General features: G+C 36.4%; 14 protein-coding genes. 7 read left to right on the top strand and 7 right to left on the bottom strand.

Annotation, left to right across the window (positions count from 1 at the left end):
• Position 1 precedes the first annotated feature (1 nt).
• Positions 2–244, bottom strand: coding sequence for a hypothetical protein (locus GFO_RS11840; RefSeq protein ID WP_011710370.1), 243 nt, complete (start codon positions 242–244; stop codon positions 2–4).
• Between the two features lie 241 nt (positions 245–485).
• On the opposite strand from GFO_RS11840, the gene guaB reads away from it, so the two are divergent.
• Positions 486–1,958 (top strand): IMP dehydrogenase, encoded by a 1,473-nt coding sequence (gene guaB, locus GFO_RS11835; protein ID WP_041250116.1) that lies wholly within the window; start codon positions 486–488, stop codon positions 1,956–1,958.
• A 71-nt stretch (positions 1,959–2,029) separates the two neighbouring features.
• On the opposite strand, the gene GFO_RS11830 is transcribed toward guaB, so the two are convergent.
• Both GFO_RS11830 and GFO_RS11825 read right to left on the bottom strand, forming a co-directional pair.
• Positions 2,030–2,563, bottom strand: a complete 534-nt coding sequence (locus tag GFO_RS11830) for an OmpH/Skp family outer membrane protein (RefSeq protein WP_011710368.1) — start codon at positions 2,561–2,563, stop codon at positions 2,030–2,032.
• Positions 2,564–2,635: 72 nt separating this feature from the next.
• Positions 2,636–3,088, bottom strand: a complete 453-nt coding sequence (locus GFO_RS11825) for an SRPBCC family protein (protein WP_011710367.1) — start codon at positions 3,086–3,088, stop codon at positions 2,636–2,638.
• A 196-nt stretch (positions 3,089–3,284) separates the two neighbouring features.
• On the opposite strand from GFO_RS11825, the gene GFO_RS11820 reads away from it, so the two are divergent.
• The 6 genes from GFO_RS11820 to GFO_RS11795 all read left to right on the top strand — a co-directional run bounded on the left by GFO_RS11820 (position 3,285) and on the right by GFO_RS11795 (position 9,929).
• Positions 3,285–4,145 (top strand): peptidyl-prolyl cis-trans isomerase, encoded by an 861-nt coding sequence (locus tag GFO_RS11820; RefSeq protein WP_229664727.1) that lies wholly within the window; start codon positions 3,285–3,287, stop codon positions 4,143–4,145.
• Complete coding sequence (locus tag GFO_RS11815) at positions 4,108–5,556, top strand: peptidylprolyl isomerase (RefSeq protein WP_011710365.1); 1,449 nt, start codon at positions 4,108–4,110, stop codon at positions 5,554–5,556. Before GFO_RS11820 ends, GFO_RS11815 begins: the two co-directional genes overlap by 38 nt.
• Positions 5,557–5,564: 8 nt before the next feature.
• Complete coding sequence (locus GFO_RS11810) at positions 5,565–6,515, top strand: AAA family ATPase (RefSeq protein WP_011710364.1); 951 nt, start codon at positions 5,565–5,567, stop codon at positions 6,513–6,515.
• 112 nt (positions 6,516–6,627) lie between these two features.
• Positions 6,628–6,828 carry a PLDc N-terminal domain-containing protein gene (locus GFO_RS18130; RefSeq protein ID WP_148264618.1) on the top strand — a complete coding sequence of 67 codons (201 nt, stop codon included), beginning with the start codon at positions 6,628–6,630 and terminating at the stop codon, positions 6,826–6,828.
• A 186-nt stretch (positions 6,829–7,014) separates the two neighbouring features.
• Entirely contained in the window at positions 7,015–9,282 is a 2,268-nt protein-coding gene (locus GFO_RS11800) for an aconitate hydratase (protein WP_011710363.1), read from the top strand.
• 86 nt (positions 9,283–9,368) lie between these two features.
• Positions 9,369–9,929 carry a TlpA family protein disulfide reductase gene (locus GFO_RS11795; RefSeq protein ID WP_011710362.1) on the top strand — a complete coding sequence of 187 codons (561 nt, stop codon included), beginning with the start codon at positions 9,369–9,371 and terminating at the stop codon, positions 9,927–9,929.
• Positions 9,930–9,931: 2 nt separating this feature from the next.
• On the opposite strand, the gene GFO_RS11790 is transcribed toward GFO_RS11795, so the two are convergent.
• Genes GFO_RS11790 through GFO_RS11775 form a run of 4 tightly spaced genes read right to left on the bottom strand, consistent with a single transcriptional unit; the run spans position 9,932 to position 13,854 of the window.
• Positions 9,932–11,068 (bottom strand): lycopene cyclase family protein, encoded by a 1,137-nt coding sequence (locus GFO_RS11790; protein ID WP_011710361.1) that lies wholly within the window; start codon positions 11,066–11,068, stop codon positions 9,932–9,934.
• A 16-nt stretch (positions 11,069–11,084) separates the two neighbouring features.
• Positions 11,085–11,534: a sterol desaturase family protein gene (locus tag GFO_RS11785; RefSeq protein WP_011710360.1), complete on the bottom strand. Its 450-nt coding sequence runs from the start codon at positions 11,532–11,534 to the stop codon at positions 11,085–11,087.
• 12 nt (positions 11,535–11,546) lie between these two features.
• A complete protein-coding gene (locus GFO_RS11780) occupies positions 11,547–12,386 on the bottom strand; it encodes a phytoene/squalene synthase family protein (protein ID WP_011710359.1) in 840 nt (279 codons plus the stop codon).
• A gap of 1 nt (position 12,387) precedes the next feature.
• A complete protein-coding gene (locus GFO_RS11775; protein ID WP_011710358.1) occupies positions 12,388–13,854 on the bottom strand; it encodes a phytoene desaturase family protein in 1,467 nt (488 codons plus the stop codon).
• Positions 13,855–13,857 lie beyond the last annotated feature (3 nt).

Below are 13,857 nucleotides of genomic sequence, written 5' to 3'. Positions count from 1 at the left end.
TTTAAGCGGTTGCCTGTGGTGCCCAGTGATTGCACAACATTCCAGGAGCGGCTTTCTGAGGATTTGCACAGGTAGGCGACTCATATCTGCTACAGTTCAGACAATTTGGTTCATTTTTTATTGCGGCTTTCATTTTAAAACTATCGCAGGTGTGTTGTTCGCCAACACTTGTTTCATGCTTAGTGCAGAAATTATTTTTGAATCTTTCACAATTCACGCAGCTGTTTCCTAATCTAATACTCATAATTTTATTTTTTGATATACTTAAATTTACGAACACAGCTTTTAAGAAACAATATAAATAGCTTAAAGCTAATTTGTTACAATTATTTTTTATAGCTTTTAAGACTATAGATCCTGGAGTTGAAAGGCTATTCAATAGCTTTAAAAGAATCTATATTAGGTTTATTTTGTCTTAATATCTAAAACCTACATTTTCTCACATATAAACCTTACATTTGCATGCAATTAAATCCTTAATTGCAATGACTGCACACGAATCAAAAATACTTGGCGAAGCACTTACTTATGACGATGTACTTTTAGTACCAGCATATTCTGAAGTTCTACCAAGAGAAGTAAGTATTCAATCCAAATTCACACGTAATATCCCAATTAATGTTCCTATCGTTTCAGCAGCGATGGATACAGTTACAGAATCCCGCATGGCTATCGCTATGGCCAGGGAAGGAGGTATTGGTGTTCTTCATAAAAACATGAGTATCGAGCAGCAGGCTTTAAAAGTTCGCAAAGTGAAACGTGCTGAAAGCGGAATGATCATAGATCCCGTTACTTTACCAATTTCGGCAAGAGTTCGGGATGCGAAAGAATCTATGCGAGAGCATAGCATTGGAGGAATTCCTATTGTAGATGAAGATGGAAAACTCCTCGGTATTGTTACTAACAGGGATTTAAGATTCGAAAAAAACCTTAATCGCCCTATCTCTGAAGTAATGACTTCAGAGAATTTGGTGACTGTAGCAGAAGGAACTTCTCTGGATGAGGCAGAAGATATACTTCAGGAGAATAAGATTGAAAAACTTCCGGTAGTAAATAAGGATGATAGGCTAGTTGGTTTAATAACCTTTCGAGATATTACCAAGCTTACACAAAAGCCGATGGCTAATAAAGATAGCTACGGCCGTTTACGTGTTGCAGCCGCAGTTGGAGTGACCGGTGATGCGGTTGATCGCGCTGAGGCTTTAGTGAATGCAGGTGTAGATGCAATAATTATTGATACGGCTCATGGTCACACTAAAGGAGTGGTTCATGTGCTTAAAGAGGTGAAAAATAAATTTCCAGATTTGGAAATAGTAGTTGGAAATATAGCCACCGGAGATGCCGCAAAATATCTTGTAGATGCTGGTGCAGATGCAGTTAAGGTTGGGATAGGGCCTGGATCCATCTGTACAACACGTGTTGTTGCCGGAGTTGGATTTCCTCAGTTTTCTGCAGTGCTGGAAGTTGCTGCTGCAATAAAGGGCTCTGGTGTTCCTGTGATAGCAGATGGCGGAATTAGATATACCGGTGATATTCCAAAAGCAATAGCTGCCGGAGCAGATTGTGTAATGCTAGGTTCGCTGCTTGCTGGAACTAAAGAGTCTCCGGGTGAAACAATTATTTATGAAGGGCGTAAGTTTAAGTCTTATCGAGGAATGGGATCTGTTGAAGCAATGGAAAAAGGTTCGAAAGACAGATATTTCCAGGATGTTGAAGATGATATTAAGAAATTAGTGCCAGAAGGTATTGTTGGTCGTGTACCTTATAAAGGCGATTTAGAAGAGAGTATCCACCAGTTTATCGGTGGCCTAAAAGCCGGAATGGGATACTGTGGTTCTAAAGATATTGAAACACTCAAGGAAACGGGTAGATTTGTAAAGATTACTGCTGCCGGAGTTCACGAAAGTCATCCACATGATGTTACTATAACAAAAGAATCTCCTAACTATAGTAGATAGTAGTAGAAAATTGAACATAAAAAAAGCCCTGAATTTTCAGGGCTTTTTTTTTGCTAATTGATGAGATTGTGTTATTTATTTGAAGTGGCTTCAGTTTGGGGCTGTGGTTCAATTCCCAATTCTGCCATAACTTCCTCAGTAATATCGTCTTCAGCTCTGGAAAAAGCTAGACCACTGGCACTTGAATTGAAAATTTGTGTATAGCCCTTTTCTGCAATTACTTTTTTCATTGCTTTATCGATTTTCTCATATAAAGGACCAGTTAATTCGTTACGTTTCATTTGCATCATTACTGAGGCCTTCTGGCGAAAACCTTTAATATCGTTTTCTAAACCAATAATTGTATCTTCTTTTCCCTTTCTGGCAACTTCTTCAAGATCTTTACCGGTTTCCTGATATTCTTTTACCAGTGTTTCATATTCCTGAATATTCATTTTAAGATCAGCCTGAAGTTTTTCATTATAGGTTTCAAGACTTTTATTTACCCCAGTATTCTCAGGCATTTGAGCAAGGATGTATTCAGCATCGATGGTCCCAATTTTGGATTGAGCGTTTGCCGAAAATGCAATAAATAATAATAGAATTCCTAAGCTTAATCGTTTCATTTTGTGTTATTTTTTCGCAAATATAACAGCCTGAGTAAAATATAGCTAAATTTTTATTTTAAATATTAAGGATTATTCGTTCTTTACACTCTTTCCATCTTCTACAAAGGCCTTGAAATCCTGCATATATTTATAAGATTGTTTCTTAAATGCTCCGGGCATAAACCAACCAAAAAGCTTCATAAATCCGCTAAATTTAAACTCATTATCTGCTATCCAAACGGTATGGCCTTCGGTAGTTTCTTTAAATCGGTTTATCTGAAAATTATAAACTCCCTTCGCTTCGTAAGTGGCACTAAACTCATTGGGCAGGTTATTCTTAAGTATGGTTTCGGTCATTTCTATCTCTCTTTTTCCCATTTCGTATTTTAAGAGATTCTGGGAACCAGCGGCACCTAACTCACCATTTATAGGTTTCATGAAAATAAAACCTTTCTGCCAGTGTTCCATATTTTCTGGATCTGAAAATTTTTCTACGACCTCATTTCTGCTTCGTTTAATGGTGATTTCGTGTTGATATTTCATAACTAGCTGATTTATTGTATTCTAAAGATATGGCGGAATTAAATATTTCTGAAATTTATAATTTAAATATCATGTTTTCGTTATGCCTTTAGCTTGCAGAACCTTAACTAATTCTTATTTTTGCGCCGATGAAGACATTTTCTATGCACCATGTCTTTTCTGGCATTTAAATTGAAGAATGCTAAAAAAATTGATTTTGAAGAAATACTTTCTTGGATTTACTCTGATTTTTTTATCGCTGCTTGTGCTAAGCTGTGAATATTTTGAGCAATCTGATGATCGTAAGATAGTTGTAAGGGTTAATGATTCATATCTTTACGAAGAGGATATAGTTGCTTTGATAAATGAAGCTACATCGCCCGAGGATAGTTCAATAATTGTTTCAAATTATATTACTCGCTGGGCGACCCAGCAATTATTGATAGATCGTGCAGAGTTAAATTTACCGGAAACCCAGCAAAATGAATTCGATGGACTGGTAAATAATTATAGGAACGAATTGTATACCAATGCCTATACAGATGCTGTTGTTTCTCGTGATCTTGATACTTCTTTAAATACCAACGAAGTAGAAGAATATTATGAGAAAAATAAAGAGAATTTTATTTTAAACGAAGACCTCGTAAAGCTTAGATATATTAACCTGGCTAAGAATAGCAATAATCTTGATGAAATTAAGAAAAAACTGAATAGGTTTAATGAAGAGGATCAGCAGGAATTGGAGACTATGGCCTTGCAGTTTAAGAATTATGCGATGAATGATTCGGTTTGGATAAAGACCAAATCTGTTTATGATAAAATAACACCGCTATCTGTAGAAGATAGATCAAGCCTGCTTAAGAAATCCAATTTTATGGAATTGCAGGATTCACTAAATGTGTATCTTGTTTACGTAAATGATGTTTTAAGCCGAAATGAGCAGGCTCCTCTTGAATATGCTTCGGCAACTATACGCGAGATACTACTTAATAAAAGGAAGCAGGCGTTAATTAAAGAATTAGAAAAAGATATTACTAAAGATGCAATTAAGAATAATGAATTTGAAATTTACAATTAAATCTATTTTAGCTGCAGGATGTGTACTGCTATCTTCTTATGCGAACGCACAGGAAGTAATTGTTACAGATAGTACTTCTATCCAGCCAGATGCTGAGGTGAAGAAGGAGAATGTTACAAAACAGGGGTCTCAAAGAATGAAGGTTGATGGGATTGCTGCAGTCATAGGCGAGTATATCATTTTAGATAGTGATGTAGATCTTATGTATAAGGATATGCAAAGTCAGGGTATGTCTACTGCAGATGTGACAGACTGTAACCTTGCAGGTTCTTTGATGGAGAATAAACTTTATGCCCATCATGCCATTCAGGATAGTATTATTATTCCAGATTCTCAAATAAGTGCAACGGTAGACCAGCAAATTCAGGGACTTGCGCAACAGGCAGGTTCTATGGAAAAAGTTCTTGAGTTCTATAAGAAGGAAAGTGAAGCTGAACTTAGGGACGAGATCTTTCAGCTTACCAAGCAAAGACAGCTGGCACAAAGAATGCAGCAAAAGATTATTGAAGAAATAGAAGTTACTCCTGAAGAGGTAAGACAGTATTATGTGGGAATGGATGAAAAGCCAATGTTTGGGACAGAGGTTGAATTATCCCAGATAGTTATTGAACCTGAAATTCCAGAATCTGAAAAACAGAAAGTAATTGACAGATTAAACGGATTTAAAGCTGATATTGAAGAAAATGGAGCTAGTTTTTCAACCAAAGCGGTACTTTACTCTCAGGATCCAGGGAATGCTTCAGACGGAGGAAGAATAACACTTACTCGAAAAGATGCTTTTGTAAAGGAATTTAAAGATGTAGCTTTTAGTCTTCAGGAAGGCGAGATCAGCGAACCTTTTGAAACAGAATTTGGATATCATATTATTCAGGTAGATAAGATTAGAGGGCAAACGGTAGAATTGAGACATATAATTTTAATTCCAGATGTGACGAATGCATCTGTAGAAGCCGCAAGAACCGAAATAGATACCTTAAGAAGCAAAATTACTGCTGGTGATATTGAGTTTGCTGCTGCAGCCAGAGAAGCTTCAGACGAAGAGGAAACAAAGAATGAAGGTGGGAAACTTATAAATCCTCGTACAGGGGACACACGGTTTGAATTAACCAAAATTGATCCCGAGTTATTCAAACAGGTGGAAGGTCTCGAAGAAGGTGAACTATCTTTGGTTTTAACCCAGAAAGACAGATCTGGAAGACCACAATATAAAATTATTAAGGTTACTAAGAAGGTAGAAGAACACGAAGCAGATTATGCAACAGATTATCTTAAAATAAAAGAACTTGCTTTAAGAGATAAGCAACTGGAGGCTATTGAAGAATGGCAAACAGAAAAAATAAACGATACTTACATCAAGGTTAATGGGAAATACCGTGACTGTGAGTATACAAGTGGCTGGGTGAAAAATTAATTCAATATATGTCTGACGTTGCACTGGTAGAAAAATTAGTAGACAAACATCGCGATCTTAAAAAAGAGATCGCGAAAGTTATTGTTGGACAGGATGAGGTGGTAAATCAAATCCTGCTGTCAATTTTTTCCGGAGGTCATTCATTACTTATTGGAGTGCCGGGACTGGCAAAAACCTTAATGGTAAATACCATTGCTCAGGCACTAGGTTTAGATTTTAAGAGAATACAGTTTACTCCAGATTTAATGCCCAGTGATATTCTGGGGTCTGAGATTCTGGATGAAAACAGAAGATTTAAATTTATAAAGGGGCCCATTTTTACCAATATTTTACTGGCAGACGAGATTAACAGAACCCCGCCTAAAACCCAGGCGGCCTTGTTGGAAGCCATGCAGGAAAGATCGGTGACCGTAGCAGGCCATCACTACAAACTGGATCTTCCATATTTTGTATTGGCAACACAAAACCCTATAGAACAGGAGGGAACCTATCCGCTTCCGGAAGCTCAATTAGATAGGTTCATGTTTGCCATCAACCTTGATTATCCAAGTTTCCAGGAAGAAGTTGATGTGGTAAAATCTACAACCTCAGACGAGCCAAAAGAAGTAAATGCTCTATTTACCGCGAAAGAAATTTCAGATATTCAGCATGTTATCCGCAGAATTCCTGTGCCGGATAACGTAGTGGAATATGCCGTAAGGTTAGTGGGGAAAACGAGACCTTTAAATGGTGCACCAGAATTGGTAACTAGTTATGTAGACTGGGGAGCCGGACCCAGAGCTTCCCAAAATCTTATTATGGCTGCAAAAACCCATGCTGCCGTCAATGGAAAATTTTCTCCCGATATTGAAGATGTTCAGGCAGTTGCTTTCGGAATTTTAAGACATAGGATCATTAAAAATTATAAAGCCGAAGCTGAAGGAATTACGGAAGAGGCGATTATTAAAAAACTGTTTTAACCTGATACAATTTATTATTAAATACAAGCTGTTTCTAAGCATTCTCTTTTATGTGCTTTGGGGAGCTTCTTTTTTTACACATATTTTGGATCTTGATGAAAACGAATCCCAAATGGTCATTTGGACTAGTAATGCGATTTTATTTATTTTTTGGCTGATCATTCTTATTGATATGATTCAAATGGAAATTAGGGACAAAACTTTCTGGATTCTCTCTATGGTAATCCTTCCCTTTTTTTCTCCAATTGTATATATATTCAGAAGGAAAAATCTTATCCATCTAAGGTCAAATAAATTTAAATCTGGTAAATGATTTAGCTGGTGATTGATAAATTCTCAATTTTCTATCTTATTATTGAGTTTTACTGAATTTTTAGAGGTCAAAATTATAATTTCAGAAATTATTTATACTAAATTCTGACTATTACCTCTAATTTTCAAAATCCCTTAAAAATTCCTATTTTTGCAAGACTTTTTTAGAACATAAATTAAACAGAATATGGCATACGATATTGATATGATTAAGAAGGTTTATAGCCAAATGGCCGAACGTGTGAATACTGCACGTGAAGTTGTTGGGAAACCTTTGACACTTTCAGAAAAGATCCTTTATTCTCACTTATGGGACGGTAAGGCTAATGAAGCTTACGCCAGAGGGAAGGATTATGTAGAATTTTCACCAGACAGAATAGCCTGTCAGGATGCAACGGCTCAAATGGCTTTATTGCAGTTCATGCAGGCCGGGAAAAAGCAGGTTGCTGTTCCTACAACTGTTCACTGTGATCACCTTATTCAGGCGAAAATGGGAGCAGCTATAGATTTACAGTCGGCTAACAAATCGAGTAGTGAAGTTTTTGATTTTCTGGAATCGGTATCAAATAAATACGGAATTGGATTCTGGAAGCCAGGTGCAGGTATTATTCACCAGGTAGTTCTTGAAAACTATGCATTTCCAGGCGGAATGATGATCGGTACAGATTCTCACACGGTAAATGCCGGTGGGTTAGGAATGGTAGCGATTGGTGTTGGTGGAGCAGATGCGGTTGATGTAATGGCTGGAATGCCCTGGGAACTTAAGTTCCCTAAACTAATAGGAGTGAAGTTGACAGGAAAACTTTCCGGTTGGACTTCTTCTAAAGATGTGATCTTAAAGGTTGCCGGGATTCTTACTGTAAAGGGAGGTACCGGGGCAATTATAGAATATTTTGGTGAAGGTGCACGTAATCTATCCTGTACTGGTAAAGGTACTATTTGTAATATGGGAGCTGAAGTAGGTGCAACCACTTCAACTTTTGGTTATGACGACTCTATGGAGCGTTACCTAAAAGCTACCAATAGAGCTGATGTTGCTGATGCAGCAAATGAAGTTCGTGAACACCTAACTGGTGATGATGAAGTTTATGCAAATCCTGAGCAGTATTTTGATGAAGTGATCGAGATCAATTTAGATGAATTAAAACCTCACTTAAATGGACCGTTTACTCCAGATCTTGCCACTCCTATTTCTGAAATGGCAACTAAAGCCAAGGAGCATGACTGGCCAATTAATGTAGATTGGGGTCTTATTGGTTCCTGTACCAACTCTTCTTATGAAGATCTTACCAGAGCTGCGTCTATCGCAAAACAAGCGGTTGATAAGAAAGTAAAAGCAAAATCTGATTTCGGAATTAACCCGGGATCTGAACAAATTAGATTTACTGCGGAAAGAGACGGATTGCTTCAGATCTTTGAAGATCTTGATGCGACTATCTTTACCAATGCCTGTGGGCCATGTATCGGTCAGTGGGATCGCTCAGATAGAAAAGGCGAAGAGAAAAACACTATTGTCCATTCTTTTAACCGTAACTTCTCTAAACGTGCAGATGGAAACCCAAATACACATGCCTTTGTAGGTTCTCCAGAATTGGTTGCAGCAATTGCAATTTCTGGTAGACTTGATTTTGACCCGACTCGTGATAAGTTGATGAATGAAGATGGGGAAGAAGTGATGTTAGACGAGCCACAAGGAATTGAGCTTCCAACAAAAGGATTTGCTGTAGAAGATGCAGGATATGTTGCTCCAAAAGAAGATGGTGGTAGCGTTGAGGTAAAAGTAGCAGAAGATAGTGAAAGACTAGAATTACTTACCCCATTTGAGCCTTGGGATGGTAAAAACCTTACTGGAGCCAAACTTCTAATCAAAGCATGGGGTAAATGTACTACAGATCATATCTCTATGGCGGGGCCATGGTTACGTTACAGAGGTCATTTAGATAATATTTCTAACAACTGTTTGATTGGAGCTATTAATGCTTACAATAAGAAATCAAACTTTGTAAAGAGTCAGATAACCGGAGAGTACGATGGAGTACCGGCAGTACAGAGAGAATACAAAAAAGAAGGAATTCCAACTGTAGTGGTGGGAGATCATAACTATGGGGAAGGTTCTTCTAGAGAGCATGCTGCTATGGAACCGAGACATTTAGGTGTAAAGGTGGTATTGGTAAAATCTTTTGCCCGTATCCATGAAACAAACCTTAAAAAACAAGGAATGTTAGGTCTTACTTTTGCGAATGAAAGCGATTATGATCTTATTCAGGAAGATGATACTTTCAACTTTACAGATCTTGAGAACTTTGCTCCAGATACGCCATTAACAATTGAAATTGTTCATGCAGATGGAAGTAAGGATACTATAAAGGCTAATCATACATACAATAACCCTCAAATTGAGTGGTATAAGCATGGATCAGCTCTTAATCTTATCAAGAAGCAAAATGCAGCTTAATTTTAAGCTGAAATTATAAAAAGAAAGCTCCCTTTTCAGGGAGTTTTTTTATGTATTAACTTTGCAAAAATTTAGTTCCCCTATCCATGAAGTTATTTAAAAATCAATGGTCTAATATTATCATTATCGTCATTATACTGGCGATGGTTATTCCCCAGACCAGAAAGCCAATCCAAATCTTTGTAAATAAATTGATCTCCTTTGCACCTTCAGTAAATGATGAAGATGATAGGGCGAAAATTTCTAATTATAATTGGGTGCTTGAAAATAAACGGGGCAAGCGAGTTGAATTTTCTGAATTTCAGAATGAGGTAGTTATCATAAATTTCTGGGCTACCTGGTGCCCACCTTGTATCGCTGAAATGCCTAGTTTCCAAGAACTTTATGAAGATTATGGAGATAAAGTAACATTTATATTCGTTTCTGGGGAACAGCACGAAACAACAGATAATTATATGAAGCGGAAACGCTTTACGTTGCCTTCTTACAAGATGCTTACGAAAGCACCAGAACCTATGGATGGCAGAACATTACCAACAACTTATGTTTTATCTAAAGATGGAAGTATAGTCATCGATAAAGTTGGTTCGGCAGACTGGAATAGCGATAGTTTTAGAAAAACGCTGGATAAACTACTTATAGAATAGCATTAAATCTTCCGAAAAAATGATTTCAGAAATTGAGCATGGTATAGGGAAAGCATAATCTTTAGTTCTTCTGAAAAGCTTGTCTCTTCATCAAGAAATCTGAAGATATCCTGAATACTATTTTTAGTGTATAATTTTGTGAAAAGCGATTCCCCAAGGTCATTTCGTTGCTCCAAAACATCCAGGAATATAGCATCATAAAACTGATACTTTTTACTCATAAGATTGGCAGAAAGTTTTAGTCCGCTCTTTATATTATCAATCAATTTGTCAATTTTCCTTTCAGTGTTTTTAAAAGAATATCCTGAAGAAGCTTTAACCCAACCTCCGGCTGTACCTATTTTCGTGATATATTTTGAGTTTTGATCATGGAAGGGATAATCGGTCATGGGAATGATTCCCTTTTCTGATTCTAACTCTCCATAATCATCAATTTTTAATATAGACCTAATATACTGCTCAATTTTATCGTCGTACACCTTTTCATCTGTAAGTGATGGAGTGAAAAAAGTAAATTCAATCAACGCCTCATTTTTAGCGGTCGGTAAAATATAAGTGAAACAGGTGTTGTCTTTATGTTTGATCCTATAATCCATCATGGTAAAAACATCAGGATTAAAATGAGCTTTTTCAGTCTTGATTTTAATGCCCTTAAAATGCTGGTAAATGATCGACGATTTTTCATCCTTTTCAAAATTAGAAGGAGGTCGACTATCAAAAAAATGGGTGGCAGTGTAATTACTAGCTTCCCCGATTGCCGTTCTGGTAACCTGGTCTATTTTGGTGATCTTATCTTTTATGAAAAATATATTTTCTGAAGTTTCTAGTTTTTCTTTCGCATATTCATAAAAGTCGAGTGATCTCAGCATTTTATATGAATATGGATCAAGGTCTAGATCCTTGGTAATTTCCGAAGAAATGAACTTCCCTTTTTTCCACTTTTTCGTAATTAAATGATCCCAACTACCACGACCTTCTTCCCAAAAACACCAGGTTTTGTCGTTTATAGATTTATTGGAAGGTTCAATAATGGCAATTTTCTTCCCTTTGAAGAAAACATCCTGATGTAGGCGCAAAGCTAGTTGAAGTCCTGCCAAACCACCACCAATAATGACGTAGTAATAATCTGGCGTTGTCATCTTATTGAAATTTTTATTATTTTCTGAAGTATTTAAAAGGTACGAAAAGCATTCCGAAGCATTCACCGTGATCTTTACCTAAATGCTTATGATGCATTTTATGAGCTCTTCTAATGCCTTTGGCATATTTATTACTCGCATTTCGGAATATCTTAAAACGCTGGTGTATAAATATATCGTGAACCGTAAAATAAGTAATTCCGTAAGCTAGAATACCAAGTCCAATGGGCAAGCCTATCCAAACATCTTCGTATCGCCACAGTAGAAAACATCCAATACTAACAAAGGCATAAAAAACAAAGAAAAGATCGTTTCTCTCCCACCAGCTACTATGTTCTTTTTTGTGATGGTCTTGATGAAGTTTCCATAAGAAACCATGCATCACATATTTGTGAGTAAACCAGGCCATTCCTTCCATCATCATAAAGGTGCCAAGAAAAACCACTATCCATAATAAAATATTCATTCTTCTATACTTTTATATAAGGTTTAACCTGTATGAAATATAAGATTTAGCAAGTAGTCCGGCTTTTTGATAATTGGGAACTCTTACTCTGCGATTTCTAATTTCCAGTGAAGGTATTCTCTTTAATTTTTGTAATAATTTTCTATAGTAAATATATGCGGTATAAACTCCAAATTTAGCTTCTACTGGCAAATGTGCAATACCTTTTAAGCCTTTATGGAAATCATCCTCTATCTCTTTTATAATTTGTTCTTTGTTGATTTCATTTAATTGGGATAGATCAACATTTGGAAAATAACTTCTACTGAGGTCTTCATAATCTGCTTTCAGGTCTCTTAAAAAGTTTACTTTCTGAAAAGCAGAGCCAAGGCTCATAGCAGATTCTTTTAATTCTTCATATCTTTTATCATCACCGTGAACAAATACTTTTAGGCACATTAATCCAACCACATCGGCACTTCCATAAATATACTGTTTATATTCTTCCATGCTTAAATATTCAGATTTGTGAAGATCTAATCTCATGCTATCCATAAACGAACTATATAGTTCTTCCTGAATAGAATATTTATGTACTGTTTCCTGAAAAGAATTAAGAATTGGATTCAAAGATATTTTTGAGTCGATAGCTTTGTAGAGATCATTCTCAAAATCAGCAAAAAGCCTTTCTTTATCGTAGTCGTGAAATGAATCTACGATTTCATCAGCAAACCTCACAAATCCATATATATTATAAATATCCTGCCTAATGGAGGGGGCAAGCATTTTGGTAGCCAAAGAAAATGAGGTACTGTAAGAATTGGTTACGGTCTTACTGCATTCTCTGGATACGATGTCAAAGATAGTTTTCATATCAGTTTTTTTTATATTTTTCTATCAGTCCGGCGGCGAGTTTTCCTGAAATTAATGATGGAGGAACTCCCGGACCGGGAACAGTTAACTGTCCCGTAAAATAAAGCTGGTCAACTTTCTTACTTTTCAATTTTGGTCTTAAAAATGCAGTCTGAAAAAGAGTATTGGCCATACCGTATGCATTGCCTTTATAAGAATTGTAATCTTCTTTAAAATCTTTTACGCAAAAGGATTCTTTAAATATAATATTTGATTTTAATTTTTGATCTGTGATTTTCTCAAAACGATCAATAATTAGATTAAAATAGTGTTCTCTCAAATCTTCTGTGTCTTCGAGGTCTGGTGCAAGAGGAATTAAAAATATTCCGGCTTCTTTTCCTTCAGGAGCACAGGAGCCATCGGTTATTGAAGGGAAACTGGCATAAAACAACGGGTTTTCCGGCCATTTCGGATCATCATAAATATCTTTTGCATGATCTTCAAAACTAGAATCAAAGAAAAGCGTGTGATGTGAAACATTCTTTATTTTCTTATCAAATCCTATATAAAAAAGTAAAGATGAAGGAGCGAATGTCTTCTTCTTCCAGTATTTTTCAGAATATTGTCTTTCCTTTTTTGATAGTAATGATTCAGAATGATGATAATCTGCTCCTGAAAGGACGATATTAGAAAGATGATCTATTCCATTTACGGTAATACCTTTGGCGGTACCATTTTCAGTGATAATTGTATCAACGGGTGAATTTACCTGAAATTTCACCCCTAGTGATTCAGCGAGTTTCTGAATTCCTTCAATAACCTTATACATGCCGCCTTCCGGATGCCAGGTGCCAAGACCAAAATCGGCATAATTCATAAAACTATAAAAAGCCGGAGTGTCACTTGGTTTAGCTCCCAGGAAGAGTACCGGAAATTCAAGAATTTTGCGAAGTTTTTCATTGCTAAATTCTTTGCGAACTTCACTGCTAATATTGGTGAAAAATCTTGACATTCTTGTAGCCGTTGCCGGGGTAACCAATTCTACAGGGGTTATCCCAGGGCGATATACCAGATCTTTTATAGCAATATCATAGTTGTCTTTTGCTTTCTTTATAAACTTTTTGAGTTTGTCCGAACTTCCCTTTTCAACATTCTCGAAATTTTGATAGATTTCCTCAAGCGATCCTGGAATAATGACCGAATCATTTTCTCCAAAATATACCTGGTACGCAGGATCTAGTTTGTTTAATTTATAATATTCAGAAGCTGATTTGTTAAAATCTGAAAAGAAACGTTCAAAAACATCGGGCATCCAATACCAGGTAGGACCAATGTCAAAAGTGAATCCATCTTTTTTTAATTGCCTGGCTCTTCCTCCAATACTGGCGTTTTTTTCAAAGACTTCTACCTCATAACCCGCTTTTGCTAAATAGCAAGAAGCTGCAAGTGATGAAAACCCAGATCCTATGATATTAATTTTTTGAGGCATTAG

Source organism: Christiangramia forsetii KT0803 (genome assembly GCF_000060345.1).
Lineage (GTDB): Bacteria > Bacteroidota > Bacteroidia > Flavobacteriales > Flavobacteriaceae > Christiangramia > Christiangramia forsetii.
The sequence above is the reverse complement of the archived record's forward strand: the minus strand, read 5'-3'. Positions and strand labels throughout refer to the sequence as shown.

Bases quoted from the DNA above. Each gene is read 5' to 3' on its own strand.
- GFO_RS11840 (WP_011710370.1), bottom strand. From the start codon at position 244: ATGAGTATTAGATTAGGAAACAGCTGCGTGAATTGTGAAAGATTCAAA.
- guaB (WP_041250116.1), top strand. From the start codon at position 486: ATGACTGCACACGAATCAAAAATACTTGGCGAAGCACTTACTTATGAC.
- GFO_RS11830 (WP_011710368.1), bottom strand. From the start codon at position 2,563: ATGAAACGATTAAGCTTAGGAATTCTATTATTATTTATTGCATTTTCG.
- GFO_RS11825 (WP_011710367.1), bottom strand. From the start codon at position 3,088: ATGAAATATCAACACGAAATCACCATTAAACGAAGCAGAAATGAGGTC.
- GFO_RS11815 (WP_011710365.1), top strand. From the start codon at position 4,108: ATGCAATTAAGAATAATGAATTTGAAATTTACAATTAAATCTATTTTA.
- GFO_RS11810 (WP_011710364.1), top strand. From the start codon at position 5,565: ATGTCTGACGTTGCACTGGTAGAAAAATTAGTAGACAAACATCGCGAT.
- GFO_RS18130 (WP_148264618.1), top strand. From the start codon at position 6,628: ATGGTCATTTGGACTAGTAATGCGATTTTATTTATTTTTTGGCTGATC.
- GFO_RS11800 (WP_011710363.1), top strand. From the start codon at position 7,015: ATGGCATACGATATTGATATGATTAAGAAGGTTTATAGCCAAATGGCC.
- GFO_RS11795 (WP_011710362.1), top strand. From the start codon at position 9,369: ATGAAGTTATTTAAAAATCAATGGTCTAATATTATCATTATCGTCATT.
- GFO_RS11790 (WP_011710361.1), bottom strand. From the start codon at position 11,068: ATGACAACGCCAGATTATTACTACGTCATTATTGGTGGTGGTTTGGCA.
- GFO_RS11785 (WP_011710360.1), bottom strand. From the start codon at position 11,534: ATGAATATTTTATTATGGATAGTGGTTTTTCTTGGCACCTTTATGATG.
- GFO_RS11780 (WP_011710359.1), bottom strand. From the start codon at position 12,386: ATGAAAACTATCTTTGACATCGTATCCAGAGAATGCAGTAAGACCGTA.
- GFO_RS11775 (WP_011710358.1), bottom strand. From the start codon at position 13,854: ATGCCTCAAAAAATTAATATCATAGGATCTGGGTTTTCATCACTTGCA.